At 61.7% G+C, this 13279-nt stretch carries 15 protein-coding genes and 1 pseudogene; 7 read left to right on the top strand and 9 right to left on the bottom strand.

Annotation, left to right across the window (positions count from 1 at the left end):
• Both FY528_RS21880 and FY528_RS11435 read left to right on the top strand, forming a co-directional pair.
• Positions 1 to 108, top strand: a pseudogene (locus FY528_RS21880) (IS982 family transposase); the annotation flags it as partial.
• Positions 62 to 358, top strand: a complete 297-nt coding sequence (locus FY528_RS11435) for a hypothetical protein (RefSeq protein WP_149071143.1) — start codon at positions 62 to 64, stop codon at positions 356 to 358. The pseudogene FY528_RS21880 and the gene FY528_RS11435, both read left to right, overlap by 47 nt.
• Positions 359 to 429: 71 nt before the next feature.
• On the opposite strand, the gene FY528_RS11430 is transcribed toward FY528_RS11435, so the two are convergent.
• The 6 genes from FY528_RS11430 to FY528_RS11405 form a co-directional block, all read right to left on the bottom strand.
• Positions 430 to 984 carry a type 1 glutamine amidotransferase domain-containing protein gene (locus FY528_RS11430; protein WP_149071142.1) on the bottom strand — a complete coding sequence of 185 codons (555 nt, stop codon included), beginning with the start codon at positions 982 to 984 and terminating at the stop codon, positions 430 to 432.
• Between the two features lie 94 nt (positions 985 to 1078).
• Entirely contained in the window at positions 1079 to 1603 is a 525-nt protein-coding gene (locus tag FY528_RS11425) for an acyl-CoA thioesterase (RefSeq protein ID WP_149071141.1), read from the bottom strand.
• A gap of 47 nt (positions 1604 to 1650) precedes the next feature.
• A complete protein-coding gene (locus FY528_RS11420; protein ID WP_149071140.1) occupies positions 1651 to 2754 on the bottom strand; it encodes a DUF3616 domain-containing protein in 1104 nt (367 codons plus the stop codon).
• 61 nt (positions 2755 to 2815) lie between these two features.
• Positions 2816 to 3253: a DUF4890 domain-containing protein gene (locus FY528_RS11415; protein WP_149071139.1), complete on the bottom strand. Its 438-nt coding sequence runs from the start codon at positions 3251 to 3253 to the stop codon at positions 2816 to 2818.
• Positions 3254 to 3322: 69 nt separating this feature from the next.
• Positions 3323 to 5329: an FAD-dependent oxidoreductase gene (locus FY528_RS11410; RefSeq protein ID WP_149071138.1), complete on the bottom strand. Its 2007-nt coding sequence runs from the start codon at positions 5327 to 5329 to the stop codon at positions 3323 to 3325.
• Positions 5330 to 5597: 268 nt separating this feature from the next.
• Positions 5598 to 7046, bottom strand: a complete 1449-nt coding sequence (locus FY528_RS11405) for an aldehyde dehydrogenase family protein (RefSeq protein ID WP_149071137.1) — start codon at positions 7044 to 7046, stop codon at positions 5598 to 5600.
• Positions 7047 to 7206: 160 nt separating this feature from the next.
• Between FY528_RS11405 and FY528_RS11400 the strand changes: the two genes are divergently transcribed.
• From FY528_RS11400 to FY528_RS11390, 3 genes are all read left to right on the top strand, one after another.
• Positions 7207 to 7686 carry a DinB family protein gene (locus tag FY528_RS11400; protein ID WP_149071136.1) on the top strand — a complete coding sequence of 160 codons (480 nt, stop codon included), beginning with the start codon at positions 7207 to 7209 and terminating at the stop codon, positions 7684 to 7686.
• A gap of 133 nt (positions 7687 to 7819) precedes the next feature.
• Positions 7820 to 7999 carry a hypothetical protein gene (locus FY528_RS11395; RefSeq protein WP_149071135.1) on the top strand — a complete coding sequence of 60 codons (180 nt, stop codon included), beginning with the start codon at positions 7820 to 7822 and terminating at the stop codon, positions 7997 to 7999.
• Between the two features lie 30 nt (positions 8000 to 8029).
• The gene (locus FY528_RS11390) at positions 8030 to 8242 is read left to right on the top strand and encodes a hypothetical protein (RefSeq protein ID WP_149071134.1); all 213 of its coding nucleotides are present in this window, start codon (positions 8030 to 8032) and stop codon (positions 8240 to 8242) included.
• Positions 8243 to 8265: 23 nt separating this feature from the next.
• Here the strand turns inward: FY528_RS11390 and FY528_RS11385 are convergent, their stop codons facing one another.
• Positions 8266 to 8658: a hypothetical protein gene (locus FY528_RS11385; protein WP_149071133.1), complete on the bottom strand. Its 393-nt coding sequence runs from the start codon at positions 8656 to 8658 to the stop codon at positions 8266 to 8268.
• 143 nt (positions 8659 to 8801) lie between these two features.
• Here FY528_RS11385 and FY528_RS11380 point away from each other — a divergent pair, with 143 nt between their 5' ends.
• Together FY528_RS11380 and FY528_RS11375 are read left to right on the top strand one after the other, a co-directional pair.
• Positions 8802 to 9653 carry a helix-turn-helix domain-containing protein gene (locus FY528_RS11380; RefSeq protein ID WP_149071132.1) on the top strand — a complete coding sequence of 284 codons (852 nt, stop codon included), beginning with the start codon at positions 8802 to 8804 and terminating at the stop codon, positions 9651 to 9653.
• A gap of 55 nt (positions 9654 to 9708) precedes the next feature.
• Positions 9709 to 10788, top strand: a complete 1080-nt coding sequence (locus tag FY528_RS11375) for a hypothetical protein (protein ID WP_149071131.1) — start codon at positions 9709 to 9711, stop codon at positions 10786 to 10788.
• Positions 10789 to 10919: 131 nt separating this feature from the next.
• On the opposite strand, the gene FY528_RS11370 is transcribed toward FY528_RS11375, so the two are convergent.
• Entirely contained in the window at positions 10920 to 11579 is a 660-nt protein-coding gene (locus tag FY528_RS11370; protein WP_149071130.1) for a T-complex 10 C-terminal domain-containing protein, read from the bottom strand.
• Positions 11580 to 11760: 181 nt separating this feature from the next.
• The gene (locus FY528_RS11365) at positions 11761 to 13086 is read right to left on the bottom strand and encodes an erythromycin esterase family protein (RefSeq protein WP_187632094.1); all 1326 of its coding nucleotides are present in this window, start codon (positions 13084 to 13086) and stop codon (positions 11761 to 11763) included.
• Positions 13087 to 13279 lie beyond the last annotated feature (193 nt).

The raw sequence follows: 13279 nt of genomic DNA, 5'->3' as shown, positions 1-13279 counted from the left end.
CTCACGGCCCGCTTTCCCAAGCAGATTCACGCCGTGACAGCCGCCGGATTCGCTCTGAAAATTGCCCTCTTCATTTTCGCCCACACCCTCCACCAAGCCGGCTTATAGCCCGCAACTTGGGTTTGCTAATGAACAGGATAGCAACGGCACCGACCTGTACAACTACAGCTACAACAGCCTGGACTACGGGCTGGCTGCCGGGATTGAGGCCCGCGTAGGCCCTGCCCGGGTAGGGGGCCGCTATACGGCTGGTTTCAATGAAATCATTAAAGACCCCAAGGCCGGCATCAGCCAGTCGATAACCGACATCAAGAACGGAGCTTTTCAGGTGTACGTGGGCATCGGCATCACCAACTAAGCTCATTTGCTTCCCCACAAAAAAAGCCCTGCCGCGTTGTGCGGCAGGGCTTTTTTGTGGAGAAGCAAGGATTATTTGCCCACCAGGGCCTCTTTGATCTTGGCGTTGAAGTTCGGAATGTCCTGGGGGTTGCGGCTGGTGATGATGTTGCCATCGACTACAACCGTCTCGTCAATCCACTGGCCACCGGCATTCTTCACGTCGGTTTGCAGGCTGGGCCAGCTGGTGAGCTGCTTGCCGCGTACTACGTCGGCCTCAATCAGCGTCCAGGGGCCGTGGCAAATGGCGGCGACGGGCTTGCCCGAGCGCACGAACTCTCCAATAAAGCTAACCACTTCCGGCTCGGTGCGCAGCACGTCGGGGTTCATCTGGCCGCCGGGCAGCACCAGTGCGTCGTACTCGGCTACTTTCACGTCCCCGATTACCTTATCTACGTCTACTTTATCGCCCCAGTCTTTCTGGTCCCAGCCTTTGATGGAGCCTCTTTTCAGGGAGATGACGTGGGTAGTAGCGCCTTCGTTTTCCAAATACTTTTTGGGTTGTTCCAGCTCCGACTGCTCGAAGCCGTCGGTGGCTACTATGGCTATGGTTTTGCCTTTCAGGGCGTCGCTTCCAAAGATGCTCATGGGGTGTAGGGTTTTGGTAGTAAGTACAAAAAGCCGGAGCTCCGCTCGAGCGGCTCCGGCTTTTCATCTAACGTAAGCTGGACGCTAGGGTTAGCTACTCCTCGTCCTCGGCGCGCTGGCGCTTCAGGGCTTTGCGCAAGGCGCGCACCCGCTCGTCAAAGCCGTCGGCATCGTAGTTTACGTCTTCTACGTCCAGCTGCTCCAGCATATCCATCAGCTCATCGGAGTGGTCGGTGCGGGCCCCGGAGCTTACTTTCACAAAAGCCATTTCCGACCAGAGCACCGCCTTCAGGCGCTGGGCATCCTCGCTGAGCATCTGCATCTCCACCACCAGATTGGAGTTGTCGAAGTGAATAAGCTGGGTGCGGATGCGCACGGTCTCGCCCTGGCGGGCGGGGCGCAGGTAGCTCAGGTGGTGCTTGGTAATAACCCAGCTGGCGTTTTGCTCGCGGGCCAGCTCACCCATGTTCAGGGCGTAGTGCTGGGCTACCTGGTCTTCGCGGGCGTTCAGAAAATAATCGAGGTAGCGGGCGTTATTGAGGTGGCCCAGCATGTCGCAGTCCTGGAAATAGATGCGGTGCGTGGTTTCGGGGGTGCGCACCAGGGAGGCAGTAGCCATAGGTAGTTGCGGGAAAGTAAGGCCCAAAGGTAGAGGAAAGCCGCACGCTAGGCTGGCAGTTGGTAGGCATCGGCGCGCACGTGGTGGGGCTTGGCCTTGCGGGCGTCGGTAGGGCTGTCAAACACGATTAGCACCTGCGTGTCGTCGAGCAGAGCCATGCCTTCGGCTTTGTCTTGCCCGGCTGTGGGGCCAGCCCCGTGGGGCACGTCGAACAAGCGCTGCAGCTGCTTGCCGCTGATGAGGCTGTCCTGAGGCAGCTGCAGGGCATTGGGCCAGCGGTACACGGCAATGGTTCCATCAAGGTCCATGGTAGGTCCGGCCAGCAGCAGAATGTCGGAGCCCAGCTGGCGCAGCTCGCGCAGGCCCATGCCGCCCAGCTCCAGGAAGTGCTTTTTGTAGTAGGTGTTGGTGCTGCCCGGCACTTTGTCGAGGCGGAGGCGGCCGTGCTTGTCTTCGCGTGGCACTACCTCCAGCACCAGGGCCCAACCACGCAGTACCGGCCCCCGCAGCCCAATGAACAGGCGGCCATCGGTGGTAGCGGCCAGGCCTTCAATATCGAAGCCGTTGTCTTTGCCCGGAATGGCTAGAAAAGGCTTCAGGTGGGCATCGTGGCCCAGCACGTCGAGCAGCTCGTTGCTGCTGGTGCTGCCGTGCAGCTGGGCGGCGCGTAGCAGGTGGCCGGGCTTGGTAGGGTGTGGCGCTTCCTTGACCAGCTCATAATCCCCCGTTTCGGGGTTCAGCACCAGCGGAATGCGCGCCAGCAGGTAGCGGTTGGGGTCAGATTTTACTTTCGCCAGCTTGTCCAGCTGCTTGGCCACGTCGGCGTGGTCGGGGTCGGGCTGCTTGCGCTTGAGGCTGTGGGAGCCTATGATCCACAGGTAGTGGCCGGCCTCGCCCATGCCTTCAATGTCAATTTCCGCGGCCTCATCGGCGGGCAGGTCCAGCAGCTCGGCCAGCTCGTAGGAGCAATGTTCGGCGAAGGTACGGGAACTGGTGAGGCGCAATCGTTCGATGGTGGTGCGCTCATCGCAGCTGATCCACAAGTTGTTGCCCGTGCGCAGGGCCGTAGACAGGCCGTCGCGTACGTGCTTGCCGGCCTGGTTCAGGCTAAGCTTGGGGTTGAAACGCAGAGTATAAGGCTGAGGACGCATACCGGGAAGAAAGGGAAGAGACCTTCAAACGCCGGGCACCCCAGAAAGTTGAGCTGTTGCCTTACTTCTCGGCGGTGCGGCGGGCCTGCATTTTGGCTTGCATGCTGCGCTTTTTCAACTGGTACTGCTTGAACTGTTCGGCCGAAAATACCTGCCGCAGCTGCGTTTCCGATTCGGTATTGATACGCATCAGCTCTTTGTTCAGGGCCGTTTTGTCGGCCGCAAACTGGGTGCGGGCCTCGTTTACCTGCTGCACCGTGGCGCGCAGCAGGGTGCGCACTTTGGTTTGCTGCTCATCGGAGAGCAGCAGCTCCTCCGCCATTACGTCGGTCAGGTCGCGGGCGGCGGTGCGCTTGATAGGCGCGGCAGCTGGGGCCGGTTTCACGGTTTCGGCCACTGGGGCGGGGGCCGCTTCCTTGCGGCGGGCGCAGCTGCTGCCACCCAGCAGGGCCGCACAGAGCGTTAGTTGAAGCAGAAAGCGAGAAGAGAGTACCGTCATAGCCCGTAAGTTAGTGCGCCCCCTGATACGAGAAAAACAGCTATCTGTTCCCCTCCGGCGTCGGCCCCATCAGCCAGCCTTCAGCTGCTGAGCCGTAAAGTGAGCCAGCGCCATGATGGTGAGCATAGGATTCACGCCGCTGCAGGTAGGAAAAGCCGAAGCATCGGCCACGAACAGGTCCCGCACTTCGTACGTCTCCCCGGTGGGCGAAACCGGGTGAGTAGCCCGGTGGCCGCCCATGCGGCAGGTGCTCATCTGGTGGGCGCTGTAGAGGCCAAACTGGTTGGCTTTCCAGCTGAGCCTGGGCAGGCGCTCCAGCACTTCCGGGTTTTGCATTACACCGTCCTTGGCGTGCACCGTAGGCAAGGTACCGTGCGGCAGGTATACCGTGTGGGCGCCGGCCGCCACGTGAATTTCGGCGGCGGCCCGCACGCCCTGTAGCAGATGGCGGCGGTCAAACTCACTTAGCGCATAGCTGATGCGCGGAGCCCCTTGCTTATCGGTGCGCACCCGGCCGCCGTCCCGGTCACGGGTCAGCACTATGAAATTGCCGAGGTGCCGGGCATTCTGCATGAGCTGCTTGTGCTGGGCGCCCGAGTGCCAGGGCAGCACCATGGCCATAAGGCCGGGGTGGGCGGGCGGGGTTTCCAGCTTAGCGCCGTAGTTGGTGCCTTCGATGCGGGTATATGTGTCATTCACCACCGACATCATGGGACCGTACCAGGGCTCCATAGGCTGCGCGTAGGCCCCCGAAACGGCCACGGTGGGGTGCAAGTGCAGGTGCCGGCCCAGGTGCGGATGCTGCAGCCCACTGCGCAGCAGCAGCGCGGGGGTTTGAATGGCCCCGCCGGCTACTACCACCCGCCGGGCCCGCACCCGGATAGCCACCCGCTGCCCGCCGGCCGTGGTATGCACGGCTTCGGCCCCGGTAGCGCGGCCCGCCGCCGTGGTCACCCGCGTCACGTACGTATCGGGCAGGATGCGGGCCCCGTGGTCGAAAGCCCGCTGCAGGTAGGTATTGAGCGTGCCTTGCTTAATGCCGTGCCGGTCGCCGAGGGGACTGAACCCCAGGCTCCGGAAATGCTCCTCCGAAGCCGTGAGGTGCTTTTCGTTGCGCGGAATCAGCTGCACCTCCTGGCCCAGCTTCCTCGACCCATCCCACAACGCCTGATTTTGCCCGTTGTGGCGAGTATACTCGGTGTTGACGCTGATGGCCTGGCTTACCGCTTCGATGCTCCGGGCAAACTCCGGGGTAATGAAGTGCGGCGCTTGGTGTTCCCGCGCCCACTCCTGCAGAATATAGTCGGGGGTACGGAAAGCCCCGGCCCAGTTGACGGTGGTGCCCCCGCCCAGACAGCTGCCCGCCAGCAGGGCAATGCTGCCATCCTGGGTGGTGAGGGCACCGTGCCCATCGTAGAGCTTACTGAGCATGTCTACCTCGCGCTGGGTGAAGTCGCAGCCGTGGCAGTAAGGGCCTTTTTCCAGCACCAGCACCTGGTGGCCGGCCGCGGCCAGCTCCCCGGCTACCACGCCCCCGCCGGCGCCGCTGCCTATCACCAGCACGTCGCAGTCGTACTCCGTATCGGCAGTGGGCTGCAGCGGCCGGATGGGCTTTTCCGTGTCAACGGGCAAATCATCGGGCTGCGGGCCGGGGTAGCCCATGGCCGCCCACACGGGGTTGTCGGGCACCGAAACCGAGCCGCCGTAATAAAGAATCATGGTGAGCTTGCGCAGGGAGTGAAAGGCCTTGCGCAGCTGCGGAATCCGGCTTCCGGCCCAGCTCTGCAGCAGCTTTTCCCGCTGCGCCGGCGTCATCTGGTCGAAGGACCGAAGCTGGCCCAGCCACGTGAGGCCCAGCAGCGGCGACTGGAGCAGCCCCAGCAGTTCCCGAAACTCCTGCTGTATGCCTGTAGGCTGCCCCGCCAGCATGGCGGTCAGTTGCTCCAGGTTTACACCCTCAGAGCCGCGGCGCAGCCAGAAGCCGGCGGCGGGGCCCTCAGAGTGGCCGGGTACAGCAGGAATAAAGGTATCGGCAACCGCACACAGGAGGGCGGCTTGGGCGGGAGTAAGCGTCATGAGAGCAAGAGCGGTAAGGGCGCCCGGAACCGCCAACTACGGCAGCTTGGGGTCGGAAAATATCGGCAAAAGAATTCGGCTTGCCTACTTTTTTTACCGGCAAAGCAGCCGAAAATCAGTCAAGTAAGCTTTCCGAAAACCTCCCCCCTCACTTAGGCAAGGAATTAGGCCAACTACGGACACGTTGGCAGCTACCGGCGCTGACATCGGTAGGCATCTTGGTATTCCCGCATGGGCTGCGGGGCTACTTTCCTGCGCTGGCATACCCTTACAGATACCGCAGCAGCAGGTCCAGCATTTTCTGCACTTTGGGCGTGTAGGGCGGATACAGCAACTTAATACTTGTGCGGCCCACCCGCTGCTTGAGCACCGCTTTCTCGTTGGAAAAAGCCAGGAAGCCATAATGGCCATGGGCTTTGCCCACACCACTGTTGCCCACGCCCCCGAACGGCAGCTCTGAGTGCCCTAAGTGCACAATGGTTTCGTTGACGGCCGCTCCCCCCGCCGACACGTTCTGCAGCAAGTAGCGCTGGTTTTCGGCGTTGCGGGTGAAGATGTACTGGGCCAGCGGCTTGGGCCGGCTATTGATAAAGTCGGCGGCCTCCGCGAGCGTATGGAAAGGCACCAGCGGCAGCAAAGGGCCGAAGATTTCCTCCTGCATGAGGCGGCTCTCCGGTGGTACTTGGGTAAGCACTGTGGGCGCAATAAAGCAGTGGCTGCTGTCAATTTCGCCCCCGATGGCTACCGAGGCGCCTGCGGTCTGAGCTTCTTCCAGCAAACCCGCCAGCCGGTTGAAATGCTGCCGGTTGACAATGCGGGCAAAGGACTCGGAGGCATCTACGCCCGCCCCGGCGGGATTGTAGCTCCGCCGGATAACCGCTTCCATTTCGCGTACCAGTGCCTCCTGCACGGGCTCCTGCACCAGCACGTAGTCGGGGGCCACGCAGGTCTGACCGGCATTCAAAAACTTGCCCCACACCAGCTTTTCGGCCGTATCGCGCAGGTTGGCCGTGGCATCCACCACCGCCGGCGACTTGCCCCCGAGCTCCAGCGTCACCCCGCTCAAGTGCTCAGCTGCGGCGCGCATTACTATTTTGCCTACCTCGGGGCTACCGGTAAAAAAGATATGGTCGAAAGGAAAGCTCAACAGCTCGGTGGCCACCGTTTTGTCGCCTTCCACTACTACTACTTCGGCGGGGTCAAACACCTCAGCAGCCAGGCGGCGGAGCAGGGTGGCTACGTGCGGGGTCAGCTCCGAGGGCTTGAGCACGCAGCAGTTGCCAGCCGCCAGTGCCGATACCAAGGGGCCCACGGCCAGGTAGAAGGGGTAGTTCCAGGGGGCAATAATCAGGCACACGCCTTTGGGCTCATACTGCACCCAGGACCGGGTGCCAAACAGGGAAAGCGGCGTGCCTACACGCTTGGGGGCCATCCACTGCTTGAGATGGGCAATTACGTGCTTGATTTCGGCCTGCGTCGACCAGATTTCGGTGAGGTCAGTTTCGGCGGCGGGCTTCCGGAAATCGGCATATAAGGCCGTTTGAATAGCCACCCGATTGGCCGTAAGCCAGGCCGCCAGCCGACGCAGGCGCACGATGCGGGCCGCGGCATCTTCACGCCGCAGCACGGGGGCTTGCACCCGCAGCCGCTCGAAAGCAGCACGGGCGGGCGTAATGGAGACGGTGGCGGACACAGGAGAAGCGGCGGAAGCAGCCATATCGTACAAAATGACGGCGCAAAGAATCCACCTAAGATAGCGGGATTTACTTACAATATGCCCGGTAAAGGGCTACTGAAAATAGCTACCTTTGCCGGCAGCCGCGCCCTGGAGCGTGGCGGGCAGTTGGTTACGGGGCTTTTTATACGGTAGCGCAGGCGTGTTTTCTGATTCTCTTACTTCCCGGGCCGGCATCCCGGAAGCCTTGCAGCGCCTTGAGGAAATGGTCTCGCTGCTGAATACCCACTTCCTGAGCTTCAGCCCCACGGAGCTGGAAGAGGCTTCTGCCCCCGGAAAATGGTCGCGCAAACAGCTGCTGGGTCACTTGCTCGACTCGGCGGCCAACAACCACCGGCGGTTTGTGCTATGTCAGACGGAAGACGGCCCCCACCGCATGGTCGCCTATCAGCAGGATGACTGGGTACGCCTAGGCGCTTACCAGGCTACGCCCGCGGCCGATCTGCTTACCTTCTGGACGCTGTACAACCAGCAGCTAATGCGCCTGATTGCGCAGATTCCGGCGGAGGCATTAAGCAATCAGGTAATTTTCGAAAATGGCTATACCGTGACGCTGGGGTGGCTTATTGAGGACTATGCCATGCATTTGGAACACCACGTGCGCCAGATTTTGCAGCAATAGGCGCCGTACCAGGTCCATCAAAAATACAAGCGGGTAAAATTTCCTTACGGGCCTGCCCCGCACCCTGCTATCTTTCCGCCCTCTTGCCTGTTGTGCCGCAGCTGCGGTGGCGGACCTTCTTCTCTCTGCCCGTATGCCTCCCCTATTTGCAATTCACCCCAGACCTTATTACCAGAATGCGGCCGGGCAAGTAAGCTATTCACCGGAGGGCTATGTGCAGCTCATCTGGTCATCGGAACGCGTAGGGCTCGGTGATATTCAGCACTTGTATGAGCACACGCTGCAGCTGCTGCGCAGCACGCGTACCGGGTAAATTATATCCGAGCATGGACAGCGGCAGCCTTTGTCGGCCGAGGCCCAGACGTGGATAACGCAAAACTGGATTCCGCGGGCCATGCGCGAAAGCAACACCCACTATTGCGCTATTGTGGAAGGCCACAACCCTTTGCACCGCTTGGCCACGCAGACGATTGTGGCGGGTGCCCCGGCGGGCTTCCGGTTTCAGCGCTTTGCCACGCGGCCAGCGGCCGCGGCCTGGCTGGAAAGCCTGGCTTAGCCCCGAACCGAAAAGCCAGATAGCTACTGGCTAAGAAGCCAGTGGAACGTGCTAAACTGCCCGGTCGTGAGGATGCGGCTCATCGTAGCTTCGTACCGCGCGTGGATCTGGTTTGCATCCTGCGGCGGCAGGCCGGTGGCGCCGGGTCCGGTCCGGTCGGCGTACACAACGGATATCTGCTTAATAGAATCCAGCTGCTGCAGGTGCCGATAGGTGCAGGCCTGCACGGCCCGCCGCTGCCGGCCTGAAAGGTGCAGCGCAAAGGCGTAGTAGCCAGTCAGGTTTTTGGCCCGCTGCTGGATGGTGTCCTGGGTTTGGTCGGTAGCCGGGCCCGTTGGTCCGGCTACTACGCCAGCCGAAGACAGCAGGACGGCGGCAGCAAACAGACTGGTGAAGCGTGAAAAAACGTGTCGCATTGAAGAGAGGTCAAAGGTCCGACCTCAAGGTCCTACCCAAAAAAATATAGCGCAACCGCAGTATTTGCCAGTTCTGGTGCTATGTTGACTTATCGTGTATATTTGAGAGTACGCCGATGCCTGCCCGGCATAGATTATCGATTATGCAGCTCCAGTACGAGTCTATCCACCCCACCACCGATAGCTCCTTCACGCTCCTGCACTACACCGAGGTGCAAAACGGCGGCCTGCTCTGGCATTATCACCCCGAGTACGAGCTGGTGTACATCCCGCAGGGCACCGGGCGCCGCCACATCGGGCAGCACATTTCCCGCTTCGAGCAGGGGGAGCTGGCCCTGATCGGCCCTAACCTGCCCCATCTCACCTTTAGTTACGGGCAGCAGGGTGCCTTCGAAGAAATTGTGGTGCAGCTCCGCGCCGATTTTATGGGGGAAACGTTTTGGCAGCGCCCCGAGCTGGCGGCCATTCAACAGCTGCTCACCCGCTCGCACCAGGGCCTTTCCTTTGGCCCCGCCACCCGGGCAGCCCTCGACCCGCTGCTGCGCCAGCTGCTGGTGGAACCGCCCCTACCGCGCCTGCTCACCCTGCTGCGCGTACTGCAGCAGCTGGCCGAAACCACGGATGTACTGCCTTTGCAGGCCGGCAACGGGGGATTGGGCTTGCACGGGCGTGAGCAGCAGCGCCTCAGCAAGGTGTATCACTACTTGGAAGAAAATTACCGCCGCCCTATTGGCGTAGATGAGGTGGCGGATGTGGCCAACCTATCGGTGCCGGCCTTTTGCCGCTACTTCAAGAAGATGACCCGCCACACGCTCACCGACTTTTTACAGGAGTACCGGGTAAGCCAAGCCTGCCGGTTGCTCATGGATGAGAACCTGACCATTACCCAGGCCTGCTACGGCAGTGGGTTCAACAACGTGTCGCACTTCAACAAAACCTTCCGGCGGCATACCGGGCAGAGCCCCAGCGAATACCGCCTGCAGCGCCTGCACTAAGCTGGCAGCGGAACCTGCGGCCGCATGCCCGTGTCTGTAGGGCAGATACTTGGCTATGCTTTTTCTTGTTTTTTCCTTCTGGCAGCTGCTGGGCGGCTGGTTCTGGCCCGCGGTGGCCGCCCCCCAGCCATTGGTGCTGCAGCCCGCCAAACTCGCCTTTACTCCGCGCGAGTATTATTTCGCGGCCGTGGCAGAAGCGCGGCCCCAGCCCGGACCGGTGGCGGTGCTGCTGTCTCCCACGCCCGGGGGCCGCGCGGAAGCAGTGGATCTGCAGGGCGGGGCACTCCCGGCGCTGCGCGCATTTGTTCGGCAAAGCGTACCCGCCAACCCGGTCCTGCGCCCCGTAACGTTGCGCGTGCAGGAACTGCGCATCCAGGAAACCGCGGGTGCGGGCGGCACCATCGAGGGCCAGATTACTGTAGCCTTTGGCTTCGATTGGCAGCGCGAAGGCGAAACAGTGCCGCTCACCCAGTACCGCGGCGGCGCGCGGTACCGCCGCCTGCCCAGCCAGCGGGCCGCCGTAGAGCCGGCCCTGCGGCAGGCGCTGGTAGGTGCCCTCACGTACTTCGATGTCTGGGTAACGCAGCAGGCCCCCCGCAATGTGGCATTGGCCCGCCGCGTTCAGGTACGCTTCCAGGACGATGCACGGGCAATGGAAGGTGACACGCTGTTCTACCAGCCGCAGCGCCCCCTACTGTGGGCCGACTTTAGCGGAACGCGCCGCTCGGCCGGTAATTTTGCGGCGGCGGTGTTTCCCAGCTTTGCCTACACGGGCCGTCCGCAGGTGGTTAATGGCACCCTGCACCTGGACCTCACGCTGCAGGTTTTTGTGGTGCGTAGCTCCTCCTGGACGGCCACGCAGGATGCCTACAGCCTCAACCACGAGCAGCGCCACTTCGACTTAGTGAAGCTGGTGGGGGAACGGTTTAAGCGCAAAGTCCAGCCCGATTCCCTCACCGTGGCCGACTACAACAGCATCATTCAGCTGCAGTACCTGCGCTCTTACTGGGAAATGAACCGTGTGCAGGAGCAGTACGAAGCCGAAACCCAACACGGCACCAACGAGGCCGCCCAACAGCGCTGGAACCAGCGCATCGACGCGGAACTACGGGCCTTTGGGGTAAAGCCTAATTAACTCAATTGCTAGCATTTGACAATTAGCAAAAGCAGCGGGGGGGGCTTTTCGTATTCCTGCGCCAGCAGTTACCATAAAAAAGGCCTGCCCTTGTATTGGGGCAGGCCTTTTTGTGAGGATGTAAGGTACAGCTAGTCTTTGACTTTACGTTGCCCGTCATCGGCATCACGCTTTACCTTGGTGCCGTTGGGGTACTCTACTTTCCGGTCACCGTCCTTGTCGATTTTGACGGTGGTACCGTTGGCGTACTTGATTTTAGTTTCGCCGTTTTGCTTCTGCTCATACTTCACAACGGCTGCTCCCCGACGACGCGCCGGCGCCTGGCTGGTGCTTGCCTCCTGGGTTTCGCGGTAGGTGTAGGGCGTGCCGGCGTAGTAAGCGTTGCGGTTGGTCTCGTAGGTGCGGTACTGCTCGGGGTTGGTGATGATGGTGCGCACTTCGCGGTCCGTATCATCATTCACCTGGCGCAGGGCGGCATAGCGGCCGGTGGTGTCGGTGGCATACCGGGTGTTTACTTCGTTGAGGCGGCGGCCCCGGGTGTAGTAAGTCTTTTCGATGCGCGTAACGACTACAGTGTCCGTCAGGCGCAGGTCCTGGGCAACGCGCTGGCTTAGGCGGTCGGCATCCGCGCCGTAGGCGGCCGTGTCGCTGGCAAGCTGGTTGTCGCGCACAACCACGGCCGTGTCGGCCGAAGGAGTGGTAGCCGCGTCTACGGCCGCCGGTTTATCCTGGGTGCAGGCGGCGGCGCCAAGGGCCGCGGCTGCAGAGAGGAAAAGCAAGGTCTTATTCATGGAGAAAGAACATCAGAGGAAAGTATCAGATATAGCCCGTTGGCTATACTGGGGCCTGATACGGCGGCTTTCCGGCAGAGGTTGCGTGGGCGGCTGGGGCAGACGGACGGCAGCGCAGGCCCGGGAACTACCGAAATCTGCTTCCGGCAATACCCGGGCCTCTTTGGCTAGCAGTTCTCGGTTACAAGGGCGTAGCCGCCGTGGTGGTGCGCAGGAACAGCAGGGCGTCGTAGGCCTTGCTAAGCCGATAATTGCCGTACTGATCGGTGCTGGTGGGCGTCTGACCCACCAGGCGCTGGGGGCGCTGCACGTCCTGGCTGCCCAGTTGGTGGGTGTTGAAGAAAAACGCCGGACTACTCACCTGAGCCAAAGAGGCCTCCCAGGAACCAGCTTTGGGCGTGGGCAGCGGATAGGCAGCCATGGGGCTGAGCGGCGATATAAAAGCCTGCTGCGTGGCAGCAAACGTACCAAAGGCGGTGCTGGTACCCAGCACGAAGTACTGACCGGGGAACATCCGCTCCAGGAATGCCCCGGTGCCGCCGCCGTTGTTGTCGGTGGGGTCCATGGACTGGCGCGAGAGGTGGGCATTGTGCGACCAGATAATGAGCTTGCTCCCCGGCTTACGCACCAGCAGCTGGGCCATGGCAGCAAACAGGCTGTCGCGGGACGAGTCGCGCTTATGGAACTGTACTTGGTAGGGGTAGTCGAACACCATGCGGCTGTTTTGCAGGGTCAGCTCCAGGGCTTCGCGCTGGATGCGGGGCAGGCGGGCGGTGGGCAGGGCCTTCAGGAGCTCATCGGCGGCGGCGTACCCGGCCAGGCCATTGCTCAACCAGCCTTTGCGGTCGAATTTGAAGCCCGCATCGTTTATGTGCAGCCACATGGCATCCTGAAAGGCGGCACTTTTCACCAGCTGCTCGATGTGCGGGCGCAGGGTGGGGTTGCGCTTGCTCAGCCCCGCCTGCACCAGCAGGGCATCGTCGGTCCCGAACATGGCATCAATACCCGTGAGGCTAACGTGATGGCGGCGGTTGTGGCGGTGGTTGTATTCCTTCATCCAGTTGAGCATGGCAGCCGTTTCCTGGTTTTGCCAGATGCTGAGCAGGTGCTTCTGCATGCGGGGCTTGAGGGCCGGGGCGCCGTGCTGGTGCAGGGCCTCATCTACCAGGCGGGCGCTGCCGTAGGTGTTTTCCAGGGCCACCTGCCGGAAGCCATGCTCTTCCATGAGAATGCGCGTGAGCCAGAAGCGCACCTGGTAGAACTCGGCCGTGCCGTGGGTGCCTTCGCCCAGGGCCACCACTTTCTTATCGGCCATTTGGGCAATGAGGGGCCGCACCGTTTCGCGGAACTGCTCAAAACTCTGGGTATTCACGGCGTTGATGAGGGCAGGGTTAAGCTCGATGCGGGCGGTGTCGGCGGCCGTGGCAGCAGCGGGGGTCTGGGCCGAGACGGCCACAGGAGCGGCGAGGAGCGTGGCGGCAAGCAGGGAGCGGAACAGGGTTTTCATACGGGGAAGAAGAAAGGGTGTCGAAGGGTAAGCGCCAGCCATTCAGCGACTGGCAACGACACAAAGGAAGAGCGCGGCCTAGGCGGTTTCACGCGTTTTTCGACCACGGCAGCTTACCGCCCGACGAAGCCGGCCGCCGCTTTTTTTGGTCGAAGAAATGCCCCGATTAGTCGAAATCAGCCGCCAGGCATGC

Origin of the sequence: Hymenobacter lutimineralis (genome assembly GCF_008271285.1) — a bacterium.
GTDB lineage: Bacteria > Bacteroidota > Bacteroidia > Cytophagales > Hymenobacteraceae > Hymenobacter > Hymenobacter lutimineralis.
Note: the sequence above shows the minus strand (reverse complement) of the source record. Positions and strands in the feature narration are given on the sequence as shown.

Coding starts and splice junctions, on each gene's coding strand:
- FY528_RS11385 (WP_149071133.1), bottom strand. CDS start 8,658: ATGCGACACGTTTTTTCACGCTTCACCAGTCTGTTTGCTGCCGCCGTC.
- FY528_RS11380 (WP_149071132.1), top strand. CDS start 8,802: ATGCAGCTCCAGTACGAGTCTATCCACCCCACCACCGATAGCTCCTTC.
- FY528_RS11370 (WP_149071130.1), bottom strand. CDS start 11,579: ATGAATAAGACCTTGCTTTTCCTCTCTGCAGCCGCGGCCCTTGGCGCC.
- FY528_RS11375 (WP_149071131.1), top strand. CDS start 9,709: ATGCTTTTTCTTGTTTTTTCCTTCTGGCAGCTGCTGGGCGGCTGGTTC.
- FY528_RS11410 (WP_149071138.1), bottom strand. CDS start 5,329: ATGACGCTTACTCCCGCCCAAGCCGCCCTCCTGTGTGCGGTTGCCGAT.
- FY528_RS11425 (WP_149071141.1), bottom strand. CDS start 1,603: ATGGCTACTGCCTCCCTGGTGCGCACCCCCGAAACCACGCACCGCATC.
- FY528_RS11430 (WP_149071142.1), bottom strand. CDS start 984: ATGAGCATCTTTGGAAGCGACGCCCTGAAAGGCAAAACCATAGCCATA.
- FY528_RS11405 (WP_149071137.1), bottom strand. CDS start 7,046: ATGGCTGCTTCCGCCGCTTCTCCTGTGTCCGCCACCGTCTCCATTACG.
- FY528_RS11395 (WP_149071135.1), top strand. CDS start 7,820: ATGCCTCCCCTATTTGCAATTCACCCCAGACCTTATTACCAGAATGCG.
- FY528_RS11415 (WP_149071139.1), bottom strand. CDS start 3,253: ATGACGGTACTCTCTTCTCGCTTTCTGCTTCAACTAACGCTCTGTGCG.
- FY528_RS11365 (WP_187632094.1), bottom strand. CDS start 13,086: ATGAAAACCCTGTTCCGCTCCCTGCTTGCCGCCACGCTCCTCGCCGCT.
- FY528_RS11420 (WP_149071140.1), bottom strand. CDS start 2,754: ATGCGTCCTCAGCCTTATACTCTGCGTTTCAACCCCAAGCTTAGCCTG.